Origin of the sequence: Nitrosospira sp. Nsp13, from assembly GCF_900101945.1 — a bacterium.
In the GTDB taxonomy this organism is placed as follows: Bacteria; Pseudomonadota; Gammaproteobacteria; order Burkholderiales; family Nitrosomonadaceae; genus Nitrosospira; species Nitrosospira multiformis_D.
Genome location: NZ_FMVD01000015.1, coordinates 18,749 through 41,933, shown reverse-complemented (window position 1 = coordinate 41,933; position 23,185 = coordinate 18,749). Strand labels below are relative to the sequence as shown.

At 52.1% G+C, this 23,185-nt stretch carries 21 protein-coding genes; 7 read left to right on the top strand and 14 right to left on the bottom strand.

What is annotated here, in order from left to right; all coding sequences use genetic code 11:
- Positions 1 to 110: 110 nt before the first annotated feature.
- The 5 genes from BLO43_RS14215 to BLO43_RS14195 all read right to left on the bottom strand — a co-directional run bounded on the left by BLO43_RS14215 (position 111) and on the right by BLO43_RS14195 (position 7,806).
- Positions 111 to 1,286 (bottom strand): hypothetical protein, encoded by a 1,176-nt coding sequence (locus tag BLO43_RS14215; protein WP_175443974.1) that lies wholly within the window; start codon positions 1,284 to 1,286, stop codon positions 111 to 113.
- A 218-nt stretch (positions 1,287 to 1,504) separates the two neighbouring features.
- A complete protein-coding gene (locus BLO43_RS14210; protein ID WP_139149284.1) occupies positions 1,505 to 3,574 on the bottom strand; it encodes a TonB-dependent receptor domain-containing protein in 2,070 nt (689 codons plus the stop codon).
- Between the two features lie 129 nt (positions 3,575 to 3,703).
- Positions 3,704 to 4,357 (bottom strand): PEP-CTERM sorting domain-containing protein, encoded by a 654-nt coding sequence (locus BLO43_RS14205; RefSeq protein ID WP_090907627.1) that lies wholly within the window; start codon positions 4,355 to 4,357, stop codon positions 3,704 to 3,706.
- Positions 4,358 to 4,441: 84 nt separating this feature from the next.
- A complete protein-coding gene (locus BLO43_RS14200; RefSeq protein WP_090907626.1) occupies positions 4,442 to 5,239 on the bottom strand; it encodes a PEP-CTERM sorting domain-containing protein in 798 nt (265 codons plus the stop codon).
- 497 nt (positions 5,240 to 5,736) lie between these two features.
- Positions 5,737 to 7,806, bottom strand: coding sequence for a hybrid sensor histidine kinase/response regulator (locus BLO43_RS14195; RefSeq protein ID WP_090907642.1), 2,070 nt, complete (start codon positions 7,804 to 7,806; stop codon positions 5,737 to 5,739).
- Between the two features lie 246 nt (positions 7,807 to 8,052).
- Here BLO43_RS14195 and BLO43_RS14190 point away from each other — a divergent pair, with 246 nt between their 5' ends.
- From BLO43_RS14190 to BLO43_RS16520, 5 genes are all read left to right on the top strand, one after another.
- A complete protein-coding gene (locus BLO43_RS14190) occupies positions 8,053 to 9,045 on the top strand; it encodes a sulfate ABC transporter substrate-binding protein (protein ID WP_090907625.1) in 993 nt (330 codons plus the stop codon).
- Between the two features lie 680 nt (positions 9,046 to 9,725).
- A complete protein-coding gene (locus BLO43_RS14185) occupies positions 9,726 to 10,313 on the top strand; it encodes a BON domain-containing protein (protein WP_090907624.1) in 588 nt (195 codons plus the stop codon).
- A gap of 77 nt (positions 10,314 to 10,390) precedes the next feature.
- Positions 10,391 to 10,609, top strand: coding sequence for a CsbD family protein (locus BLO43_RS14180; protein ID WP_041513785.1), 219 nt, complete (start codon positions 10,391 to 10,393; stop codon positions 10,607 to 10,609).
- Positions 10,610 to 10,674: 65 nt separating this feature from the next.
- Positions 10,675 to 11,079, top strand: a complete 405-nt coding sequence (locus tag BLO43_RS14175; protein WP_090907623.1) for a hypothetical protein — start codon at positions 10,675 to 10,677, stop codon at positions 11,077 to 11,079.
- Positions 11,080 to 11,192: 113 nt separating this feature from the next.
- Positions 11,193 to 11,342 carry a lmo0937 family membrane protein gene (locus tag BLO43_RS16520; protein ID WP_107730849.1) on the top strand — a complete coding sequence of 50 codons (150 nt, stop codon included), beginning with the start codon at positions 11,193 to 11,195 and terminating at the stop codon, positions 11,340 to 11,342.
- A 158-nt stretch (positions 11,343 to 11,500) separates the two neighbouring features.
- On the opposite strand, the gene BLO43_RS14170 is transcribed toward BLO43_RS16520, so the two are convergent.
- The 5 genes from BLO43_RS14170 to BLO43_RS14150 form a co-directional block, all read right to left on the bottom strand.
- The gene (locus BLO43_RS14170; protein WP_175443973.1) at positions 11,501 to 12,079 is read right to left on the bottom strand and encodes an SRPBCC family protein; all 579 of its coding nucleotides are present in this window, start codon (positions 12,077 to 12,079) and stop codon (positions 11,501 to 11,503) included.
- Between the two features lie 142 nt (positions 12,080 to 12,221).
- Positions 12,222 to 13,784 carry a glutamine-hydrolyzing GMP synthase gene (guaA, locus tag BLO43_RS14165; RefSeq protein ID WP_090907621.1) on the bottom strand — a complete coding sequence of 521 codons (1,563 nt, stop codon included), beginning with the start codon at positions 13,782 to 13,784 and terminating at the stop codon, positions 12,222 to 12,224.
- Between the two features lie 157 nt (positions 13,785 to 13,941).
- The gene (gene guaB / locus BLO43_RS14160; RefSeq protein ID WP_090907620.1) at positions 13,942 to 15,402 is read right to left on the bottom strand and encodes an IMP dehydrogenase; all 1,461 of its coding nucleotides are present in this window, start codon (positions 15,400 to 15,402) and stop codon (positions 13,942 to 13,944) included.
- 258 nt (positions 15,403 to 15,660) lie between these two features.
- Positions 15,661 to 16,008, bottom strand: a complete 348-nt coding sequence (locus BLO43_RS14155) for an RnfH family protein (protein ID WP_090907619.1) — start codon at positions 16,006 to 16,008, stop codon at positions 15,661 to 15,663.
- Entirely contained in the window at positions 15,995 to 16,432 is a 438-nt protein-coding gene (locus tag BLO43_RS14150; RefSeq protein WP_090907618.1) for a type II toxin-antitoxin system RatA family toxin, read from the bottom strand. The genes BLO43_RS14155 and BLO43_RS14150 overlap by 14 nt, the downstream gene beginning before the upstream one ends.
- 215 nt (positions 16,433 to 16,647) lie before the next feature.
- On the opposite strand from BLO43_RS14150, the gene smpB reads away from it, so the two are divergent.
- Together smpB and BLO43_RS14140 are read left to right on the top strand one after the other, a co-directional pair.
- A complete protein-coding gene (gene smpB / locus BLO43_RS14145) occupies positions 16,648 to 17,091 on the top strand; it encodes an SsrA-binding protein SmpB (RefSeq protein WP_074633087.1) in 444 nt (147 codons plus the stop codon).
- Between the two features lie 84 nt (positions 17,092 to 17,175).
- A complete protein-coding gene (locus BLO43_RS14140; protein WP_090907617.1) occupies positions 17,176 to 18,186 on the top strand; it encodes a COX15/CtaA family protein in 1,011 nt (336 codons plus the stop codon).
- A gap of 499 nt (positions 18,187 to 18,685) precedes the next feature.
- Here BLO43_RS14140 and ccmI read toward each other — a convergent pair whose 3' ends face one another.
- The 4 genes from ccmI to BLO43_RS14120 form a co-directional block, all read right to left on the bottom strand.
- A complete protein-coding gene (ccmI, locus tag BLO43_RS14135; protein WP_090907616.1) occupies positions 18,686 to 20,011 on the bottom strand; it encodes a c-type cytochrome biogenesis protein CcmI in 1,326 nt (441 codons plus the stop codon).
- Positions 20,008 to 20,448: a cytochrome c-type biogenesis protein gene (locus BLO43_RS14130; protein ID WP_074634298.1), complete on the bottom strand. Its 441-nt coding sequence runs from the start codon at positions 20,446 to 20,448 to the stop codon at positions 20,008 to 20,010. Before BLO43_RS14130 ends, ccmI begins: the two co-directional genes overlap by 4 nt.
- 110 nt (positions 20,449 to 20,558) lie before the next feature.
- Positions 20,559 to 21,083 carry a DsbE family thiol:disulfide interchange protein gene (locus BLO43_RS14125; RefSeq protein WP_074633079.1) on the bottom strand — a complete coding sequence of 175 codons (525 nt, stop codon included), beginning with the start codon at positions 21,081 to 21,083 and terminating at the stop codon, positions 20,559 to 20,561.
- Entirely contained in the window at positions 21,080 to 23,155 is a 2,076-nt protein-coding gene (locus BLO43_RS14120) for a heme lyase CcmF/NrfE family subunit (RefSeq protein WP_090907614.1), read from the bottom strand. Before BLO43_RS14120 ends, BLO43_RS14125 begins: the two co-directional genes overlap by 4 nt.
- Positions 23,156 to 23,185: the final 30 nt, after the last annotated feature.

The window sequence follows — 23,185 nt, the reverse complement described above, 5'->3', positions numbered from 1 at the left end:
CCCTGGTCCGGTAGCGATTTATTTCGCACCGGACTTTTTCCTTTGTCCACACGTTTCCGCGTATTTCTGTAGTGTAGCGGCGCGTCTGGGCGGAGGGCGATAAGGGAGAATCAACGGCGCAAAGGAACTGAGCCAGCCGAGCCATCTGGAATAAATGTTGTCTCAATGCCGTGATCTGGCGCTGCCCCCGTCCAGGCCATGACGAAACCCTGCCCGTACGCAGCGAGTTGCGGGACGCCGGTGTCCCGTCCGCCACTGATTGCCCCGAGATGCTGGATCGGATCCGCCGAGCCGTCGGTATGCAGTTTGCGTAGTGCCAGGCCGGGTTTTCTGGTACCTGCGTTCGCCGCAGTGATCCATGAAACGACCGCGGTGCGATCATCGCTCCATGCGACACCCACACGTCCGAATGGATCTGTCTTATCCACCTCAACGGGCTGGCTAAAACTCTGTCCGCCATCCGTGGAGAATGCGGCGCGTATGCGCGGATGATCGTCCGCAGCGGTAAACCAGACCGCCGCGACTTGCATTCCGCGTGCTGCCAGCATCGGGCCATTGACTGGGCACCCGGCAATTTCCCAGCCGTCTCCATGCAGTGGTACCGGTTTTGTCCATTTGCCATGGTGCAAATGCGCTACCCGATGATCGCGGATCTCGTTCTCGGTGCGGCCGCGCCAGGCGGCCACTGGGCCTGCCGGTGTCACAGCCACAGTCGGCCAACAGCAGGTGCAGGTGCTATTATCAATTACCTGTTCCTTATCCATGCCACCATCACGATGAATGCGCGTATAGCGCAAGGCAAAATTACCGGATTTTCCCTTATGCTTGCCGCCATCTTGCTTCGCAAGGCGATCACGTCCGTCCAGCCAGATAATACCGGCATCGCCATGCACCGGAAAAATGACGGCAAAACCATGCTCAGCGGCAGATCCATCGCGATGCGGTGACTTGGGAGTGCTCCAGGTTACGCCGGAATCATTGGAAATGGATGTTGCGATATCGTAGTCGTAAGTACGGCCGCCTTTGTGTTTGACCAGCCAATGCGCTACCCAGAATGACTTGTCGATGGCTACGACAGATGGGAAATCGCTCCAATTGATAAACCAGTCTCCGCCACGCGCGACCTCGCCCTGGCGTATCCATTTTCCATCGCGCAACAAGCCATATTTGAGAATATGATCCTTGCCAGCCGGCTCCACCCAGCTCATCAATATCCCACCATCGGGAAGCGACGCGAGACGAGGAAACTGCGCACCGGTCGCGGCAGGGTTTTCAATGACACGCATTTTGGCAACGGGGGGTTGCGCTGCCTCACACGAAACGGTTGCTATCGCTAACCCGATTAGTGCGGCTGTGACATGCATGCTGTAGATCAACGGTTTCGATCCGGCAAAAATTAGAACGGTGACAGTGATATGGAGTGTAAGGAGGAAAAATCTGTTTGGGAATGTGACATATTGTCGCGCGACAATTTGTCGCACCTCCCAGACGTTATGTTGCTAGCTTACATATTGAAGACTATCCTGAACCACGCCGCGCGTCCCGGTTCATAGACCCGTCCAAGATTCACAAATCCCGGTGGTATGTCCCCCATTCTGCGGCTGAGGTGTTCAAAATAGGTGCGGTTGAAGATATTTTCGACACCCATGCTTAACTGAACGTATTTTTGCGGTTTCCAGGACATCGAGACGTTGGCTGTTTCAAACCCCGGTGTGGTGGTCGGATTGTCAATACCGAGCGAATTTCCGAAACCCGGATCGATACGATCCTGTTTCATTACGACACGTCCTCCTAATGTGAGGGAGAATGTTCCTTGCTGGAATATTGCACCGAATCTGCTATCCAGCGGCGGCGTCTGGGCCAGCGGAACGGACCCGTGGCCGTGACCCGTAAGATTTTCCGCCCTGATCCAGGCAAGATTGCCGAATAATCTCCAGTTAGGTGTAATCTGCTTGACCAGATCGACTTCAGTGCCAACGCGATCAACGTCCACATTTTCTGATATAATACCTTGATTAATAAGAATATAATCATTGATGCGGCTGCCGAACATGGTAACCGACCCTTGCCAGGTAGGGCGATTTACGGTCAAGCCAATATTTAATTCGCGGTTCTTTTCCTTTTTAAGATTAAATCCATTGAAGCTAGCACGTTCGAGATTACTGGCCGGGCGCTCGCCGTTAGCCAACGCGATAAATGCGACCGTAGCGGGCAGCACCTCTTTTTCAAGACGGATGAAAGTGCTGGTAGGCGTATCATCACGTTGGCCATTCGAGGTATCGAGGGGGGCCCCCAGAAAAGTAAACAAGTCTCCCGCCCGCGTATGAAAATACTCCCGGCGCACGCCAAATTTAAGCGTGGTCGTAGCATTAACGAGGTGCGTGGCCTCGGAGAACATCGAATTACTGATCGTATGCAGATCATAAAAAGGAGAAAAAATGTCGTTGGTGGTGCAGGTCGTGATGATGCAGAGGGTTCCGACTGTTTGGTTGTTGCCGGCGTATTTGTTGTCCCTGTGTTCATAACCGATAACAACCTCGGTTGCGGCACTCAAATCAAACGTAGCCGCAACCCTCGCTGAGCGTCCTCGAAACTTCTGCCTCAGGGTTCTGCGATTGGTATTGGTGATTAATGGGCCTGGCGGATCCGGATTAAGTACTTGGACCGTTACCGGCCTGAGAGTGAAATTGTCCATCAGGTGATCGAGGTCCCTGTCGAAGAACTGCACCTCCAGTTTTCGGAATTTATTGGTGATATTTGCTACCGTGAAGCGGCTTCCCAGGATTTGTCGCTTGAAGTGAATACCGTCCCCCATCAGGGAAAAAGCCGGGAATGCGATCTGGGCATCGCCTTGTTCCGCGCTGAGTTCAGCGGTAACGTTTGAAGTCGGCGTGAACGTGGCGATCAGCTTGTTGGAGTCTCGTTTGAAAAAGGAGAAAACTTCCCTGCCTGAACCATCTTTGTAATTGTCGCCCCGGGTAAAGTTGACAACGCCCCGTAACTGAACCAGGGGAGCCCCCACCGTGGCATCCATTGTCAAATCGCGGCGGCCAAAGCTGCCCATCCCCCCAACCGCCCGGACACGTACGCCAGGTTTGTCGAATTTCTTGGGCGTTTCGTTGAATATCACCAAGCCTCCCATGCTGGAGCCATAGAGCACGCTATTCGGTCCCTTCACCACGGTTATGTGATCGTGGGCATCGGGCTGGATATAGGAAGTACCGGGGTCCGTACCGTGATTGGCCCCAGCTTCTTCCAAACTATCATTCATGACAATTCCCAAACGGGGGCCACCGAGGCCACGCAGGAATACGGTCCCCGCCGTGCCGCCGATCCTGGTGGAGGAGAATTCAGGTTTTTGTTGCAGATACTCGCCCGCATCGCTGCTTGGACGCTTGATCCATTTAAGGGATTCGCTCTCTACCAGGGGCTCCTTTATCGCCCGATTGGAGGTTACATTGATTTCGCGCAGGACTTCTTGTCCCGTCGCCTCGCTCGCCAGAATGGCAAGAAACGGCCAGACAAAAGCAAGCGCGTGCCATCTGGGGAATAAATGTGTAAAGAAGTTCGTCAATGGGATGCAGTAACTTGCGGTCAGGCTAACGAGATACAAACAGGCGCATAAAAGTGACAGTACGGCATGACAAACAAAGGCCGCCCGGTTGGGAGCGGCCCCTTGCTGTCAACGATGGTTTATGCCGGTTTATTTGCAGTGACTATCAGAGCTGCGTTGGCGTCTCCTGACGATGGTGCCCATCAGACCCAGGCCTGCCAACAACATGGCATAAGTTTCCGGTTCAGGGATGGGGGGTGCCGATTGAAAGTTCACAGACAATGCGATGTGATCACGTAAGGGATCACCCATACTGGCCATGGGGGCCGCATGCCACATGGAGTTGTTCAGGTTGACATAAATATTATTTGCGTCAAATGTTACATGGGCTTGGTCAAATCCTTCCACCAAGTTGCCATAGGTTGAAGGCGTATAAGTCGTATTCGTGACTGAAGCACCCAGGAAATCGGCTAGGTGGTTGCCGGTATCGGTGATCTTGAAGCCAATAAAGGCGGGGCTGCCGGAATTCATGAATTCGGCAGTCTTGTTCCAGGTGAGCGATAAGGTATTACCCATGGTATCTACGGTCCAGCCAGACGCATTGGCAACCTCAACGGAGCTCGCGCTGCCTGTGGCATCGGCTTGAAAAATCGGAAAGAAGGGATTGCTTCCCCCGTTTGAAACACCGTAAGCCACTCCGAATGTGTTGCCGTCAAAAGTATTGGGTGCCGCGTGAGCCACAGGTGCAAGGGCGAGCAGGGAACCTGCCACTGCCAGCCCGAGGCGTTTCTTGAATCTATTCATGATTAGTTTCTCCTTGGAATGACTCGTAACATCGGGATAGATAGACGAGAGAGGCGGAAATTATTTAGGCACTATGGGCATTGCCTAGGCATTTCCGCCTGATTTACGCCGGCGCACCATAGTGCCCATCAACCCCAGTCCGGCCAGCAGCATGGCGTAGATTTCTGGTTCAGGCACCACACCGGCCACCAAGGTGCCGGTAACACCATATTTATTCAGAAGATTTGGGTTGGAGATATCCTGGGACAGATAGTCCGCTCCCCCCAGGAATACCGAGTAATCACCAGGCGCCAGGTTCATGAAAGTATGCGACACCATGCCGTCCGCCGTGCCATCCGAGCCAAAGCCTGTACCGTCATAGGCATGACCGATATATTTAAAGAAACTCAGGGCGGCGGGTATGCCATTGACGGTATCCGGGGCATTACCGATTTTCCAGTCGTTCAGTGCTCTGAATGAGCCTTCAGAATAATCAGGCCGGTTGGCCTTGGATATGTCGGAGGAATCATAATCCGCCCCCATCGGGGCAACATGTGCAAGTCCCTGAAAGAGTGAAAAACCGGGTATCAGTCCGAGTTGAGAAGTGGAGACGTTGCCGCTATGGTCCGTGACTTGAGAAGTTGCCTGCTGGAATGAGAGGGTTACGTCGGTGGGGTTAAGCAATGTAAACCGGTACGCGAGCGTTTTATGCGCGTCGCCGTAGTCGGCATCTGTTCCATCGATCCAGCCGTAATTGCCGGTCACCGCCTGGTCCGAGCGGGTGGACATGGCATAGGTATCGTCAAAGGTGCCAAAATTGCGGCCGGTATAGCCGATGTGAGCCATCGCGGGCAGGGAAGTCATCCCAGCCACGAAAAGTACGTATTTGAGTGATTTTTTCATACAGAGTCTCTCGATTGATATTGTTGGATAATGGGAAGGCAAACAGCATATCGGGTAGGCTAATTAGCCAAACCGATGTGGCTAAGTATTTATTATTCATATCAATAAATCAATGTGGCATATTGTCACGTGTGTCAAATTGCCGCATGTGACAAATTGACGCATGCGACACTATGTCGCAGAGTCAATACCAGCAAGCTTGTAACGCGAATGGAAAAGAAAAAAGTAAAGATTGCCTACATGTCATAATATGACATAAACTTAATTGATGCAGGAGCTGCGATAGAAATTAGATCTGTATTTATGGTGAAGGCGGGGGCTTGAAATGACTATCAAGCCGGTCTTGGGAGATGTCTCGATAAAGCTTCAGAGAGACTTCCAGCAGGTTACATCCCTATTATTTGTTCAGCATAATTATAAAGCAGGGAATACGCTATGGCGGGGATCAATGGGTTATCGATGAGCCATATTTACGGAATATAAACGGCGGCGGTTTTTCATTGCCGTTCAACCAGGCCGCTTATTGCGGCGACGAGTTCCCGCGGCTCCACCGGTTTGGTGAGGTGGCCTTGATAACCGGCATTTATCGCGCTGATTTTGTCTTCCGGACGGGCGAATGCCGTAAGCGCGATAGCCGGTGTCTCGCCACCGTTTTCACCGGAAAGATTTCTCACGTCTCGAATGAACTGATATCCATTTTTCTCCGGCATGCCAATGTCGCTAATAATCACATCGGGTTTGCCGGTCTGTAAAAGCATGAGTCCTTGTGCTGCGGTCGCGGCGGTGGTCACACTGGCCTGATAGTGAGTGAGTATTCCCTTGATAAGCTCACGTGCGTCCAGTTCATCGTCAATCACCAGCACTTTTACTCCAGAGAGCACGGAATGATCGCCTTCGAAGGAATCCCGTGTCAGCGGCGATGGCTCGTTTTTCCGCTTATCACTAGTCGTTGCCAGCGGCAGGTTTGTGATAAATGATGCTCCTTTACCCATTCCGGCGCTTTCCGCTCGAACCGTTCCACCATGAAGCTCCACCAGTTGCTTGACGATGGCAAGACCCAGACCGAGACCGCCATACTGCCGGGTCAGTGAAGCATCGGCTTGCCGGAAGCGGTCGAACACATAAGGCATAAAATCGGGTGAAATGCCCAGACCTGAATCGTTGATCCTGATTTCGAGATAAGAGCCTATCTGTTCAACCACAACTTCAATCCTTCCTCCCTTAGGCGTAAATTTTATCGCATTGGAAAGAAGGTTCCAGAAGATCTGCTGAAGCCGGTTGGAATCACCCGAGACTGGGCCGATGTGCCGGTCGATGTTTTTTTGAAGAATGATTCCCTTGGCCTGCACCGTCGGATTTACCGACTCGACCGCCGCCTCAACCAGTGCTACGACATCCAATTGCTGCATGTCGAGCCTGACCTTTCCAGAAATTATGCTACTCATTTCGAGGAGGTCCTCGATGAGCTTGTTTTGTGCGCGAGCGTTTCGCTCTATGGTTTCCAAGCCCCGATGAATATCCTCTTTTTTCATGTTTCCGCTCAAAATGAGCTGGGACCATCCTAGAATCGCATTGAGCGGGGTTCTAAGTTCATGGGAGAGCGTTGCCAGAAATTCGTCCTTCAGTTGACTGGCCCGCTCGGCTTCATTCCTGGCTAACCGTTCATTCTCAAGCAGTTGTCTCTTCTCCGCATCCGCCAGAACCAATGCCTCGCCAAGAGCCGCCACCTCATTGCTTGCACTTCCGCCATGACGGCTGGGGCGAATGCCACGTGTGATCCCGGCCACCTGACGGCCGAGCTCAGCCAATGGCTGCAATATCCCGAGGCGGGTATAAAAAATGATCGCCGCCGTAGCAAGCAGCGTAATGAAAATGAGCACCATTTCAAACATGATCTGGCGCTCGAGCCGGGCGGAGCCGACGTTCGATTCAGTCTGCATGCGTTCATTGAACAAATCCAGGAATTTCTGGATCGGCGCCATAATAGCGGCCTTTTTGTCGACATAGCGCTCACCAAACAACAAATTCATGGCGAATTCCCGATCGGGCGCACGATGTAACGTAAAATTACCCTGTCCATCGTCATACAGGCCTTTCATGGCCGCGAATGCCTCTTTTTCGAGAAGAGCCAGGTCGTCCGAGTTTTCCTTGGATTTCCGCAACAGGGTGAATTCCTCGTCGCTGAAACCCTCCCGGTGCATGAGCTCAAGCAATGGAATCTTGTCACCCTCCTCGATAACAGATATTTCGCCCGCAATCAGCAGGTGCGAATAGGGAGCGGAATAATTCAGAGGGCGTGGTCGCCTGCCCTCGCGGATATCGAGGATCTGGAAAAAAAATTGTTCATACTTGGGGTCCCCGGTTACCACGTAATAGCGCGCCATATTAGTGAGATCTTCCGAGCTTTGAAGGAGCTCATCGGCAAGCAGAACCGCGCGGAATCGATGCCGCTCGTTACTATAAATTTCTTGTTGAATGCTCAGCGAATGAAATACCAGCGCCCCGGTTCCAATAAGCAGCAAGGCGAGGGCAACATTGGAAAATTTGGTAAAGCTTTTTATGTTCACCGGGATTCTGCTCCATTCGCTGGTTTCATCAACGCAAAATTCTATACGTAGAGGCATGTGGATTGCCATCTATTTCCAAATTCAATTTCCCGGTGCGTTCCTGGATTGGATTGGGGGACTGCAGGCAGCCGAGTAAAGGGTGACCGATGGGCGACCGATTACTCAATTTCTTCATCTTTATGCAACACCCGTGAAATAAACAAATGCTAGATTTTCTTTCTGGTAATTACTCTGGAGGAAATGAAAATGAGTTTATATCGCTCCCATTTTATTTTTGCGCTCCTCGTAATTCTGCTTAGTTTAGGAGTTGCCGCCGCCGCCCTGCATTCCTATAGCAGCAAGGCTGATCCCGCGTGGGAAATGTACGAGGATTTCAACGAGGCATTTGTCAGGCACTGGAAAGCGCGGTCCGGTGTCGCTGTTACGGTCAAACAGGCACACGGTGGATCCGGCGTGCCCGTACGTGCCGTCATGAATGGGCTTGGTGTCGTTACACTTGCCTTATCTTATGATGCTGAGGCACTCAAAAAGAATACCCGATTCACTTTGCCCGATTGGCAGGGATCTTCGCCGCAAAGCTCGCCCTATACTTCGACCATTGTGTTCCTGGTGCGTAAAGGCAACCCCAAGCAACTAAAAGATTGGGACGATCTCGTACAGCAGGGGATCGAAGTGATTACCCCCAATCCAAAAACTTCAAGCGACGCTCGCTGGAATTATCTGGCGGCATGGGGTTATGCGCTCCAGCAACCCGGTGGCAATGAAGCAAGCGCACTTGAATTTGTCAGGAAATTGTTTGCCAATGTCAAAGCAGAGGACGCCGGGACCCGTAACGCGATGACAAACTTTGTTGAGCGTGGCATCGGCGACGTGCTGCTGGTGTGGGAAAACGAAGCTCATCGGGTTGTCAGGGACCATGGTGGCGACAAGTTTGAGGTAGTCGCTCCGTCCATGTCGATCATGGCCGAACCCACAGTCAGTATTGTGGACAATGCGGCCACCGATGGTGAGCGCGACGTGGCTCGAGCGTATATCGATTATCTCTATACCGCCAAAGCTCAGGATATCGCGGGTAAACACCACTATCGCCCAAGTGATGAAAGGATAGCTGCAAAATACGCGACGCAACTCCCCTCAATAGATCTATTTACCGTTGACGAGGTTTTTGGCGGTTGGAATCTGGCGGAAAGCAGGCATTTTGCCCATGGCGGCGTTTTTGATCAGATACAAGCCAAATAAGGCGGACTTGGGCGGCGTGCCATCATGGAACCGGGTCGAGCGAATAATGAATTCGGCAAAGGCATGGTGACGTGCGCTGATAGCTGGGCGATCCGGAATTCATTTCCATTCCCCTTTAGGCCTTCCAGGCTACCTGCCCCATGAAAAATCCAGCCTGATATTCCAGCAGCTAAGTCTTGCTTTCGCAGAGTCACACATAACACACGCCGGGAAGAGGCATCAGTGCTTCAGACCGGCATCTTCACTTTGTATGTGATTTATCAACCGAATTAATTCCCAACCAATCTAGAGCCCCAAGTCTCGACTCTCAAGTCGCACCATTCCCGTCGTCCTGTGTGCCGTTCTGGCAGTCGTTCCATTGCCCGTTAAGCTCCATTTTTAGTATTTTACTGATTGTGTGTGTCACCGCACTGATCAGTTAGAGTCAAAAAGGGATGATTGCACCCGTGGAGCAGAGTATGCCTGTGGCAGCCTGCCGGACTTGAATGAGATCGGCTGCAAAAAAGTAACTGGCCGGTTCGTATTTCGTCGCTTTTTTGGCTAATAGAATTAACTATCAGCCCGCGGAATCATCAGAATCTGTTTCCATCCGGGCGCTTTCTCGCTTCGATTCCTTAAGTCCGGCAGGCTGAGAGTACTTTTAACAGTTCCAATTTCAATCAACTTTGGAGAAAAAAAGCATGAATACCAAGAATAGATTACTCGTTCTGACCATCACACTCATCGGCGCGCTATCTATTGCCGGATGTGGAAAAAGTGGGGAGAAAGCGGCGCCGCCTGAGGCGCCTAAGCCCGAGGCTAAAACCACAGTAGGGACGGAAATCGATGACAGCACCATCACTACCAAGGTGAAATCGGCGCTACTGGCCAATGAGGATGTCAAGAGTTTTGATATCAAGGTCGAGACACGCAAAGGCGAGGTTCAACTTAGTGGTTTTGTGGATAACCAGACTCAGATGGATCGCGCCATTGCGGTCGCCCGTGGAGTCGAGGGTGTCAAAAACGTGGACAATAAGATGAACTTAAAGACTAGCACGCCGACGATAGGCGACAAAATAGATGATGCCGTCATTACTACCAAGGTAAAAGCCGCGCTGCTTGCCGATGAGAGCATCAAGAGCTTTGATATTGCCACAGTGACGCGCGACGGTGAGGTCCAGCTTAGCGGTTTTGTGGACAATCAGACTCAGATCGATCAGGCAACGGCGATTGCGCGTGGAGTCGAGGGCGTGAAGAATGTGATTAATGAACTGAGCATCAAGAAGTAAACAAGCAGCTGGAAATGAGCATCAAAGAAACTGCAATGAAATTGCATGTCCTATTATCCATATGAAAGGAGTTAAAAATGAACTGGGATCAAGTAGAAGGCAACTGGAAACAATTCAAGGGTAAAGTCAAGGAGCAGTGGGGCAAGCTGACCGACGACCATCTCGACGTGATTGCCGGTAAACGGGATCAGCTCTCGGGGAAGATTCAGGAATCGTATGGGATTACAAAGGAGGAGGCGGAAAAGCAAATTTCCACTTGGGAAAAAAACCAGAAGGACGTTTATCCCCCTAAATAAAGCAGTGCGGCATGTGGCGAAATGCGACATGCCGCATAAGCCCATCAATTTTATTTGAGGAAATAATGAGCAAACTCAATGTCATTGCAATAGCAGCGGGCCTTTTATTCAGTTCCGGCACGATGGCGGGGCAGCATATGTCCAAGGATGTATACAAAAGTGAAAAGGATCGCATAGAACTTGAATATAAGGCTCAAAAGGCGCGTTGCGATTCGCTCGCCGGAAATGCCAAGGATATTTGCCTGGTTGAAGTGAAGGGCGAGGAGAAAACCGCGGAAGCCGATCTTGACGCGCAGTATGAACCTTCCAGGGAAAATCGTTATAAAGCGCGCATCGCCAGGACGGAGGCTGATTATGCGGTAGCTAAAGAACGGTGTGACGATCAGGCCGGCAACGCGAAAGAGGTTTGTCTCAAAGAAGCAAAAGCCGCGGAAGCTGCTGCAAAGGCTAATGCCGAGCGAGAAAAATAAAACTTGGCAGCATTTTCCGCCGGTAAATCATTTTTGAATGGCCAGTACGTCCTTGCAATCCAGATGAGCGCCAGGAACGTTGATAAACAGGTTAAACATGAAAGGAGAATATCATGCTCTATACCATCGCTGTCGTTCTGATCATTTTATGGCTGCTTGGGTTGGTAAGTTCTTACACCATGGGTGGTTTCATCCATATTCTGTTGGTGATCGCCATTGTGGTGGTGTTACTTAGAGTCATTAGTGGACGCAGACCCCTATGAAGGATTAGAGATTACCGCTCTCTCTGGCATGTTCCACTTTTTCGGGGTGAGTCTTGCGACGCTGACTCATAAATTGAGTTAGTGCGTCGACAGATTTATGGTGTGGCTTCATGAGGCAGAGTTTTGGGGTGATCTGAGCGACTTTGCTTAATGGAGCACTATCCGGTAGTGACTGCCAGCTGTTTTCTTCTGATTATCTCGTTGGATATTTCCTGGAATTGCTTTCGCGCTTCGTTCTCGATGAAGTGGGGTCCTATAAACCGCAGAATCCAGACATCAGGAATAATCTCCGCATGATAAACAATACGCGTGTGATTTCCCTCTGGCAATAGTTGTGTCGTTTCTTCCATTTTGCGCATGCTGCCGCTAATCATGCGTTCATGGATTTTCTTGAAAGGGGTTAAATTAATTTTTCGTACTGATTCAAGCGAAATCGTTAGAAAGGCATATTTTTCTATCGCGTGCTGGGAGACATGTATATCATCGCCCGATCTTCCGACCACTTTACTGGACTGGATGCTGGAAATAAAGCTGGATATGTTATCGAAGTCGGTCAGCACCGCCCAGACTTGCTGAGGCGCAGCCGGAACAATAAAAGTTGCCTTCACAATGATTTGTTCACCATCATTCTCAACTTTAACCCTAATGTCAGAATTGTGAGGCTGGACAATCTGCGCGGCTGAATTCACGGTTGCCGCGTTTAACTTCTCTGACTGCTTTCCTCCTTCCGCCAGCACTGGTTCGCCGAGAAGCAGGAGAGGCAGAAAAGCGACAGATGTAGCAATTATCTTCATTGATAGAACCGGTTTACATAAGGTTAAACCATGGGCCTAATATTTTTATCGATAAGCTTGCCGAGAAACCGTGAATGATGCAAATTTATTCCCATTCAATCGTCGCAGGTGGTTTGCCGGAGATATCGTATACGACGCGATTGATGCCGCGAACCTCGTTGACTATACGATTAGAAATCCTGGCCAGCAGGGTATAGGGAAGCTCCACCCAGTGGGCCGTCATAAAGTCTTCTGTTTTGACCGCTCTTAATGCCACCACGTAATCATAGGTGCGTCCATCGCCCATCACCCCGACTGATTTTACCGGCAGGAAGACGGCAAAGGCTTGCGAGGCTTTTTCATACCAGCCCGAAGCACGTAATTCTTCGATAAAAATCGCGTCGGCACGCCGCAGCAACTCGGCATATTCGTACTTGACCTCGCCAAGAATGCGAACGCCCAGGCCAGGGCCCGGAAAAGGGTGACGGTACACCATATCGTGCGGGAGTCCCAGCGCCAAACCAAGTTCACGTACTTCATCCTTAAACAGTTCACGCAGAGGTTCCAGCAACTTCAAATGCAATGTATCGGGCAGGCCGCCGACGTTATGATGGGATTTGATGGTATGAGCTTTTTTTGTCTTACCGCCAGCGGATTCAATCACATCCGGGTAAATTGTTCCTTGGGCAAGCCAGCGGGCGTTGGCGATCCTGGCGGCTTCGCGCTGAAACACTTCGACAAACTCCCGCCCGATAATACGGCGTTTTTGTTCGGGATCGGCAACGCCTTGCAAGTGACCGAGAAATTCTTTGCCGGCGTCGACGTGAATGACTTTGACACCCAGGTTCCTGCTAAAGGTGTCCATTACCTGCTTCGCCTCGTTTAATCGCAGCAAACCATTGTCCACAAATACGCAGGTAAGCTGTTCTCCGATTGCGCGATGAATAAGCGCCGCCGCGACTGATGAATCCACACCGCCGGATAGACCCAGAATCACTTCATCCGTGCCCACTTCCGAGCGAATCCTGCCGATCGCTTCTTCCATGAAATCAGGCATATTCCAGTCGTAACCGGCTCCGCAAATTTCATGTACAAACCGATCGATAATGGCCTTGCCTTGCAGGGTGTGGGTGACCTCGGGATGAAATTGCATGCCATAGAACTTGCGTGCCTCATCCGCTATGGCGGCATTCGGCGTGGCGGCATTGCTGATCATCACCTTGAAACCGGGAGGAAGCGCTGTTACCTTGTCGCCATGACTCATCCACACATCCAGAACCGGTTTGCCTTCCGCATCGGTACGATCGTGAATATCACGCATCAGTGCGGTTTGATTCTCCGCACGTACCTCAGCATAGCCAAATTCCCGTACTTTTGAAGTTTCAACCGCGCCGCCCAGTTGCGCAGCCATCACCTGCATGCCGTAGCAAATTCCCAGTACCGGGATACCCAAGTCGAAGACAGCTTGCGGGGCGCGCGGTGTTTCATCCTCCGCAACGGAATTCGGACCACCGGAAAGAATAATGCCTTGCGCTGCAAAGTCATGGATGAATTGCGAGCTGACGTCGCAGGGATGAACTTCGCAATAAACGTTGGTTTCCCGGACGCGGCGGGCGATCAACTGGGTATATTGGGAACCAAAGTCGAGGATGAGTATTTTTTGATGCATCGGGGTGCGTCAGAAATCCTTAAATCGTAGCTTCAAACAGGCAAAACCACGAGGAAAACGTTAAAAATGACTAAATTGGCGTCAGGCAAGGCGAAGGACGCACGTAGCGATTCCTATGCGATCAACGACTCAGCAACGCGGCATGGCGGTTTTTTAACTATTCCACGTGATAATTTGGCGCCTCCTTGGTGATCTGGACGTTATGAACATGGGATTCGCGGATACCGGCGGAGGTGATTTCAATGAACTCGGCTTTGGCGTGCATTTCGTCAATGGTTCCACAGCCGAGATAACCCATGCCCGAGCGTATACCGCCCATGAGCTGATGGATCACGGCGATTACGCTGCCCTTGAAAGGTACACGGCCTTCCACGCCTTCGGGCACCAGTTTCTCAGTGTCTTGCCCGGCTTCCTGGAAATAGCGGTCACTGGAACCTTGCTGCATGGCGGAAAGCGAGCCCATACCGCGATAGGTTTTATAAGATCGCCCCTGGAAGAGTTCAATTTCTCCGGGAGACTCTTCGGTGCCGGCAAACAATCCACCCAGCATTACGGAACTGGCACCGGCGGCGATGGCCTTAGCGATATCGCCGGAATAGCGGATGCCTCCATCGGCAATCAGCGGCACGCCGGTGTTGTTCAATGCGTCCGATACGTTCTTGATCGCGGTGATTTGCGGTACGCCCACACCGGCGACAATGCGCGTGGTACAAATCGAGCCGGGGCCTATTCCGACTTTTACGCCGTCGGCTCCGTAATCGACCAGCGCCCTGGCCGCGGCGGCGGTGGCAATATTGCCGCCGATAACCTGAATTTGAGGAAAGCGTTTCTTGACCCACTGTACCCGCTCAAGTACGCTCTGGGAATGACCGTGAGCCGTATCCACCACGATCACATCCACGCCTGCTTCAGCCAACGCTTCTGCGCGTTCGTCGCTGCCTTCGCCGACTCCGACCGCAGCCCCCACGCGTAAACGGCCCAGATCATCCTTGCACGCGCTGGGATGTTCCGAAGTTTTGATAATGTCCTTCACGGTAATTAATCCGCACAACTCGAAATCGCCATTCACCACCAGTACTCTCTCCAGCCGGTGTTTATGCAGCAACGCCATTGCTTCTTCACGGGTCGTCCCTTCTTTGACCGTTACCAACCGCTCTTTCAGCGTCATGATGTTCTTGATGGGCTGATCCAGGTTGGTTTCGAAGCGCAGATCCCGGTTGGTGACGATACCCACGACTTTCGAGCCTTCCACTACCGGCAAACCGGATATCTTGTACCGGTGGATGAGATTGAGCACTTCGCGGACGGTCATGTCCGGGGGAATGGTGATCGGTTCCTTCACCACGCCGCTTTCGAAGCGTTTGACTTTGGCTACATGGGCTGCCTGATCTTCCGCAGGCATATTCTTGTGGATGATGCCGATGCCACCTTCCTGAGCGAGGGCAATGGCAAGCCGCGAGTCGGTTACCGTATCCATGGCGGCGGAAACCAGTGGAATGTTGAGGGAAATTGCGCGGGTGAGCCGGGTGGTTAAATTAACATTGCGCGGCAAAACCCCGGAGTGGGCGGGAAGCAGCAAAACATCATCAAAAGTCAGAGCTTTTTCAACCAATCGCATGATATTGATCCTTCACAAAGCGGCATTATAGCGAAACACGGAGGCTGCGGGGACCCTGATCTTGATGGCTCGTGATCGGATTCCTCCTGCAGGAAACTCATCATTGTGGTGAAGTCGAAGAACAGGAAAATTTTTTCGGATCATAGCGCTGAGCTGGAGAATGAATGGTCAACTACTGGATTCAGGATTGTGGAAAGCCATGAGACAGGATAACGCGCTGGAATCGGATGGTTTGCATTGTCTCTGTCTATCCGCCATTCACAGGGGGACGTTCCTGGGCGCGTCTACGCCGGTATCTCTATTTTTCTTCGTTGCCTTGAAATCTTCCTTACGTTTCCTGCGCGCCTCTCCGGGATCGACAGCCAACGGCCGGTAGATTTCCACACGATCGCAATCACGCAGAATTGTATCGGGTTTGACCAATTTGCCAAATACGCCCAGCTTGTTTTGTGAAAGATCAATTTCAGGACACAGGTTGATGATGCCGGAAAGCTCCACCGCCTGCTGCGCGGTAATTCCAACCGGTGGATTCAACCGCCGTACAAATTGATTGTCCGGCAACGCATAAACGACTTCAATCTCTATTGTGCGTTCATGAATGCCCATAAACCACTTCCGCCCGTGCGATGAATGCTTCCACAAAGCTGTTGGCGATAATGAAGAATACCGGTCCTACCAGCTTTTCCAGAAATATGTGCGAGAACGTGTAGTGTAGGCGAAACTCTATCTTGCAAGCATCTTCCGACAGGGGAATGAAACGCCAGTGGCCATCCAGGTTTTGAAAGGGTCCGTCCAGCAGTGTTATGTTAATCAATTCGGGTGGGTACCGGGTATTCTCGGTGGTGAAGCTGTGCTTGATATGGTGATAATTGATCATGATCGTCGCATGGGTAACGGTTTCACTCTGATGCCTCACGGATGAACCGCCGCACCACGGTAGAAAATCGGGATACGCTTCAACCCCGTCCACCAGCGCGAACATCTGGCTCGCGGAATAACCGACCAGAACTGATTTTTCTATGTCAGCCATGGGATAGACCTGAATTCGGCGTTTGACCGCTCATTTCACACTCATTTTTCATCTCGGCGCTATGTCCACAAAGATCGGTTGCATACTTGACCTTCGCCTTTACGGCGAATCCGGCCCGGGATTCAGGATAAACAAACTGCCATGATCCACCGAGACCGCGTTGAAACTGTTAAAATACACGAAACCCGCGTGGAACTCACCCTTTTTCTTGCCACATGAGTATTGTTCAGAATAAGAAAGCTTTTCACGATTATTTTATCGAGGAAAAATATGAAACCGGCGTGGTTTTTGAAGGTTGGGAGGTCAAAGCAATCCGTGCGGGACGGGTGCAGATAAAGGAAGCGTACGTCATAATCCGCAACAGCGAATTGTTTCTCATTGGCTGCCATATCAGTCCTTTACCGACCGCATCTACCCATATCAACCCGGACCCGGTCCGCACTCGCAAGTTGCTGCTGCATGCGGATGAAATCAAGCGGCTCATTGGCAAGGCGGAGCGCGCTGGCTACACTCTGGTGCCGCTGGATATGCACTATAAGGCCGGAAAAATCAAACTCGAAATAGGGTTGGCCAAAGGCAAGAAACAGCATGACAAGCGCGAATCCGAGAAACAGAAAGAATGGATGCGTGACAAACAGCGTCTGATGCGCGCGAAATAATCCTCTCGTAAAGCCGCGATCTGATTTGTTTCAAGTCTGCCATAAATCATCAACCCCCGCTTATAGCGAATTATTTATTTTATCATGCAAAAATCCATTGGCATCTGGCTGTTGACTTGCTGCGCGCTGGTGTTTGCCATGGTGGTTGTCGGCGGTGTGACACGGCTTACCCATTCGGGACTTTCCATTGTTGAATGGCAACCCATCGTCGGTACGATTCCTCCACTCAGCCAAAGTGATTGGGAGGTGCTTTTCGAGAAATATCATCAGACACCTCAGTACAAAAAAATTAATCTCGGCATGAGCCTGGAAGAATTCAAGGGCATTTTCTGGTGGGAGTATTTTCACCGGTTGCTTGGGCGCGTCATCGGACTGGCCTTCTTTATTCCATTCGTATACTTTCTCGCCCGGAAAGGCATTGATCGGCCCTTGGGCCTGAAACTGACGGGAATTTTCGTGCTGGGTGGTCTGCAGGGTGCGATGGGCTGGTATATGGTAAAAAGCGGTCTGGTGGATAACCCGCATGTCAGCCAATACCGGCTGACCGCTCATCTAGGGCTTGCATTCATTATTTATGCCGCGATGTTCCGGGTGGCGTTAGGGCTACTGCTTCCTGCTGATATATCGCATGGAAATATCAGATTGCGAGGTTTACACCGTTTTTCCCTGGGGCTTACCACACTCATCTTCGTCATGGTTTTATCAGGAGGATTCGTTGCGGGCATCCATGCGGGGCGAGCTTACAATACCTTTCCGTTGATGAACGGTCACATCATTCCGCCGGAGATATTCATGCTGGAGCCATGGTATCGCAATTTTTTCGATAACATGGCGACGGTACAATTCGATCATCGCCTGATCGCATGGACGTTGGCGACTCTGATTCCCATTTTCTGGTTTAAATCGAAAAATCTGCCACTTCCCGGTTCGGCCCATCTTGCCTGCAATCTGTTATTGATCATGCTGATAGTGCAGATAAGCCTCGGCATTGCCACTTTGCTGCTGGTTGTTCCGCTACCGCTGGCGGCAGCTCACCAAGCAGGTGCGCTGCTGCTGTTTACCGCCGCCCTCTGGGTCAATCACCAGCTTCGCTAATTAAAAATGACGAGATAGCCGCCATGCGGCGTTGCTCGTCGTTGCATAGGAGACTATGCGCCTCCTCGTGCCTTGCCTGACGGCTATCTCGTCATTTTTAAGAGCTCGTTAGACACAGGCACGCCGAGTTGCTTGTCGTTGCATAGGAAAAACTATGCGCCTCTTCGCGCCTTGCCTGACGGCTATCCCGTCATTTTTAACGACTCATAGGCATGCATACGGCGCAATGCGCTTTGCTTATTGGCGCCTTCCACTTTATGCAGCCTGATGATTTCGTATGGATAGTTTCTCAGTGGATCGCCGCTGAGAAACTCGGGGCTTATTCAACCTAGATAATCTAGTAGAATGCGAGATGATGGCGAAGTGGGTTGCAAAACAGCGTTGCCGGTCGGGAGAAATTCATAGCCGGGTCTATGGATGCCGGGCAAGCGACGGAAATAGCCGCAAACTGACCATCAGCACTCGCGTGCTCGAAGAACCGCTAATGGATTATCCGGGTTTAAGGTAACGTTTGATCGATTACCACATTAATCCCCTTGTCGCCCACCCTGGCGGCTTGGCTGAGGCCTTGCAGATCACCACTTTGCGGCATGGGAGATCCGGATTTTGAGATTCTGGCGCCTACCACCACTTCATCGGCAAAGGTGGATAGCTGCACACCGGATCTGGCCATCGAGTCGTTCAGCGAGAAAGTTGCCGGTAAATCCTTGACCTGCAGGCGCAGCGTCGCCAGCGGCGCTCTCGGGCCCACTTTGGCGCGAGCAAAAATATACAGGCTGTCATTGGGAGACGCTTTGCCGGCCATGGCGGGACTCAATGTCACGTTACCGGAAAGTGTGCCGCCACCCGCTGTGGTAGCCCCCGCAGCCGCGGCTGACTCCGGCCTGTTCCCGGCGGGAGGAGGATTCTGCCCACCCGGCGCCTGATCCTGCGCTCTTGCCATGATGCTGCCTTTCCCTGAAGCCAGCGATTTCGCTTCGGCAATGCTGTTGCTTACAGACCGCGCCAAATCAGACTCCGGTGGAACGAGCGCCAGTAATTGCTCCCAGTATACGGCCGCTTGCTTGAATCTTTTTTGCTCAAATTCGGCGGTGCCCGCCAATGCCAGCGCCTTGGGATTCTTGGGATCGAGACGCAATGCCTTATTGATCAGTTCCTGAGGTTGCCCCATCAGACTGCCATTATTCGTCATCGCGACAATATCGGCATAATCGGTTAATAGTTCCGCATCATCCGGGACCATGGCAAGCGCCTTCTCATAAGCACTTTTCGCTTCAGGGAAGCGCTGCATCATTGCGTAGGTTCTTCCCAGCATGACCCAGCCTTCCATATCATTCGGCTGCTCCTTGAGACGCGCTGTCAGATTATCCAGCACCGCCGAAAAGTTTTGATGACCTCCTTCATCCGTCATTCCCTGCATGGGCATCTGCTCGACAGCGGGCTGCGGAGTAAGCGCCCGCGTATTGCCCAGCCAGAGATAAAGTGAGACTGCCAGCAGGGGTATCGCCAGTACCACCAATGCAATGGTTGCAACATTACGGTTGCCGCCGCCCACTAATGTAGCGGTTGTCACGGATCCTCCTTGGGGAACGTCTTCCAGCATTCGCTGCTGCAGTTCCCGCTTGCTTTGCTCGTATTGCTCACGTGTCAGGATGTCGCTGCGTAAATCGTTATCGAGATCGGCTAACTGATCGCGATAGATACTGATATTGGTGGAGTCGCGCCCTCCGCCAGCTTGATAATCTTTTTTTCTCAGCAACGTAGGAAGTACGAACAGCAGAGCACCGACAATAAAAATGCCGGCTACAACCCAAAATGATGTCATGCGTTGTTACCCTTGCCTTCCTTTAGCAATGCTTCAGCCTGCTCGCGCTGATGTTCGGATAGCACCGCGTCCCCAACCTGCCTGCCGCGGCGTTTAAGATAAATAACCAGTAGTACCGCCCCTATTAACAGAAAAACAAAGGGACCGAACCATAAGAATAGTGTTGTGGATTTAACCGGCGGGCGATAAAGCACAAAATCACCATAACGGGCGACCAGGAAATCGATAATCTCCTTGTCGCTCTTGTTTGCTTTCATCTGTTCCCGGATTTCACGCCGCAGGTCGTTGGCAAAATCCGCCCGTGAACCCGCCAGTGATTCGTTCTGACAGACGAGGCAACGCAGATCTTCAGATAAATGAATCATGCGCCGCTCGATCTCCGGATCCTCTGCTACGGGTGCAGCTTCTTTTGCCCAGCTCGAAGGTAGCAGGAGCATCAGGACGAGCAGAAGGAAAATTTTGCTGTTTACGTTGAAGTGTTTCTCGTGGATACCGGCGCGCGCAGGGCGGCCGTCCAAACCCGATGGGCCGGATAAAAATGCCAGACTCATCCTTGCAGTTCCCTTACCAGCGGCAGAATTTTTGTTTCCAGCGCTTCCACCGTGACCGGACCAATCTGTTTGTAACGAATGACCCCATTCTTGTCGATGACATAAGTTTCGGGAACGCCATAGACACCGTAGTCGATACCTGTCCTGCCTTCCGGGTCCCGGATACTGACCGTATAAGGATCACCGAATTGTCTTAGCCACTGTAAAGCCAGGTCGCGCTCGTCCTTGTAGTTGAGGCCATAGACGGGAACTATTCCGGATTTGGCTAGTTCAACCAGCAACGGGTGTTCCTCGCGGCACGAAACGCACCATGAAGCCCATACATTCAATAGCCATACCTTGCCAAGATTATCTTTGGACGTAAGCGTCTTTTCCGATTCATGCAATTGCTCCAACTGGAATTCAGGAGCGGGCTTTCCAATCAATGGCGAAGGCACCTGACGCGGATTGAGGTTCAGGCCAACCAGCAGAAACGCAACCAGTACGATAAATGCTACCAGCGGCAGCAGGAAACGGGTCATGCCTTCCTGCCCCCCGGAATCAGGGGCCCAGCCGATGCCTTCCTGGCCCCCGGAATCAGAGGCCCGGCGGGTGCCTTCCTGCCGGTAGAGACTTCCCTGCCGGCAACCTTCTTGTCATCAAGGGTCTCACGTTGCTTGCGTACCGCCAGGCGATAGCGCCGATCGGTCACAGCCAGCGCGCCCCCGAAGGCCATCAGCAGGCATCCGAACCAGATCCAGTCCACAAATGGCTTGTGGTAAACCCGTACGACCCATGCTCCGTTTTCCAGCGGTTCACCCAAAGCAACATAGAGATCGCGCAATATACCCGTATCTATCGCGGCTTCCGTCATGGCCATTCCCGATGCGGCGTAAACCCGTTTTTCCGGCTCCATGGTGCGCACTTTTTCACCGTTACGCAGCACATCTATATTACCCATATCCGACATGTAATTGGGCCCGGGAACCTTTTTCGAACCGTTGAAACGGAACGTGTAGCCGCCGACTTCCACCGTATCGCCGATTTCCATACGTACGTCTTTTTCGGTCTCATAACCCCCGACTATCGTTACGCCGATAATGAATACGGCTATGCCCAGATGCGCGAAATGCATGCCGTAATAACTGCGCGATTGCGCGGCAAGCTTCGCGAACAGACCTTGCTTGCCGCTGTTTTGCATGCGCTGAAGCAGGCTCACCACGATGCTGGCAATGACCCAGAAAGCCAGCAGCAAACCGAAACTCACCCATGGCTTCCATTCACCCATCACGAACGGCATTAAGAGCGCGGTGACAAGACTCACAGCAAAAGCCCAGCGCAAACGCACCGCGAGTTCGGGCAGACTTGCCTGTTTCCAGCGCGCAAGCGGGCCCACTCCTATCAGGAAAACTGCCGGCGCCATCAGTGGCACGAATACCGCTTCGAAGTAGGGGGGGCCAACCGATATCTTGCCGAGTTCAAGCGCATCCATCAGCAACGGATAAAGCGTGCCCAGAAGAATGCTGCCCGCCGCCACCATCATCAACAGGTTATTGCCAAGCAGCAATGATTCTCTCGATAGCAGTTCAAATTTTCCGCCCAAACCAATCTTGGGCGCCCGCCATGCAAATAACAGCAACGAGGCCCCGATGACGATAACCAGGAACGCCAGGATGAATATACCGCGCTTGGGATCGGTGGCAAATGCGTGAACGGATGTCAACACGCCCGAGCGAACCAGGAATGTACCCAGCAGACTCAGGGAAAACGCGCATATTGCCAGCAACACGGTCCAGCTCTTGAAGCTGCCGCGTTTTTCAGTGACCGCCAGTGAGTGAACCAGCGCGGTTCCCACCAGCCATGGCATGAAGGATGCGTTTTCCACCGGGTCCCAGAACCACCAGCCGCCCCAGCCGAGCTCATAATAGGCCCACCAGCTACCCAGCATGATGCCGATGGTGAGGAATAGCCATGCGACGGTAGTCCACGGGCGCGACCAGCGTGCCCAGGTTGCGTCCATCTGTCCGCTGAGCAACGCGGAGATGGCAAAAGCAAATGCGACGGAGAATCCTACATAACCCATATAGAGCATGGGCGGATGAAACACCATGCCAGGGTCTTGCAGCAGGGGGTTAAGATCGCTTCCCTCCGGGGCGCCGGGCAACAGGCGGTCGAAAGGGTTGGAGGTAAACAGCATGAACAGCAGAAAACCCACACTCACCAGTCCCATTACACCCAACACTCGCGCCACCATTTCGTCCGGCAGGCGGCGGCTGAATACACTGACGGCAATCGACCAGGCTGCCAGCATGAAAACCCACAGCAGCAGCGAACCCTCGTGCGAACCCCAGGTCGCCGCGAAACGATACTCCAGCGGCAATTTGGAGTTGGAATTCTGAGCCACATTCATCACCGAGAAATCGTTATTGACGAACGAGTAGGCCAGGCAAAAGAATGCGATGGCGATAAACACAAACTGCCCCTGGACCACAGGCCGGGCCAGCGCAATCCAGGAAGGAATGCCACGGGCCGCGCCAATAATGGGCAAAGTACCTTGTATGAGCGCTAGCAGCAATGCGAGTATCAGAGCGAAATTACCGAGTTCTGGGATCATGGTGTAGAGGATGTGAGTGATGGGTTATAA